Raw genomic sequence first — 1,316 nt, 5'->3', positions numbered from 1 at the left:
CGGCCACGATCGCCACCGCACCCGGCGAACCCGCCACCCGCGCCGCGAACAACTCGCACACCAGCGAAGCCGGCGTCTCCACCGCGGTGTCGTTCCACTCGACCAGGACCCGACGACGCTCCGCCCCGTCCAGGACGTCCACCGCGCTGAGCGGCAGGGACACGTCCTGGGCCAGCAGGCCGAGCACCCGCACGAACCCGGCCGTGATCCGAGCGGCCGTCTCCGGATCGAAAAGATCCGCCGCCGCCGTCACACCACCGTTCAGACCGGCCGGCCGTCCCTCGGCGTCGAACTCCTCGCCGAGGATCACGTCGAGGTCGAACTTCGCCGCCGAACGGGCCATCTCGTGTTCCTCTGACAGCCCGCCAATACGCGTGCCCGAGAGGTCCAGCTTCGCCATCGCATTGTTCTGCACGGTGAGCACGACCTGGAACAGCGGGTGCCGCGCCATCGACCGTGCCGGAGACAGTTCCTCCACCAGCTTCTCGAACGGCACGTCCTGGTTGGCGAACGCCGACAGGCCGGACTCCCGCACCCGGGAGAGCGTCTGGCGGAACGTCGGATCACCGGACAGGTCGGTGCGAATCACCAGCGAGTTGACGAAGCACCCGATCAGGCCGTCCAGCGCCTCGTCCGTGCGACCCGCGATCGCCGAGCCGATCGGAATGTCGGTACCCGCACCCAACCGGGAGAACAGGGTGGCGAGTGCCGTGTGCAGCAGCATGAACATCGTCACGCCCTCGACCCGCGCCAACTCGGTTAGCTTCGCGTGGACTTCGGCCGGAACCTCCAACGGCACCGCGTGGCCGCGGTGGCTGGCCACAGCCGGACGAGGCCGGTCGAACGGCAGCCCCAACTCCTCCGGCACATCGGCCAGCTGACTCCGCCAGTAGGTGATCTGGCGTGACAGCAGACTTTCAGGGTCCTGCTCGTCGCCGAGAAGGTCGCGCTGCCAGAGGGCGTAGTCCGCGTACTGCACCGGCAGCGGAGCCCACTCGGGCACCCGACCCTCGCAACGGGCCGCATAAGCGACCGAGAGATCGGCAGCCAGCGGACCCATCGACCAACCATCGGCCACGATGTGATGGCTCACCACTGCCAGCACGTGCTCGTTCGCACCAGTCGTGAACAGCGATGCCTGGAAGGGGATTTCGACCGCGAGGTCGAATGCGTGACCCGCCACCCGAGCAAGTGCTTCGTTCAGCTCTGCCGGGGCGACCTCGGACGTCTCCAGCTCCCAGGTCAGCTCGTCCATGCCCAGGATCCGCTGGTAGGGCTCGCCGTTCTCGTCGGCGGCGAAGACCGTGCGCAGCACC

General features: G+C 68.3%; 1 protein-coding gene. It reads right to left on the bottom strand.

Annotated elements, in window-relative coordinates; genetic code table 11:
* A partial coding sequence (locus tag ABD323_RS41240) for a condensation domain-containing protein (RefSeq protein ID WP_344447223.1) occupies positions 1 to 1,316 on the bottom strand: 1,316 nt, incomplete at both ends.

It is taken from the genome of Kitasatospora nipponensis (assembly GCF_039528135.1).
GTDB lineage: Bacteria > Actinomycetota > Actinomycetes > Streptomycetales > Streptomycetaceae > Kitasatospora > Kitasatospora nipponensis.
The sequence above is the reverse complement of the archived record's forward strand: the minus strand, read 5'-3'. Positions and strand labels throughout refer to the sequence as shown.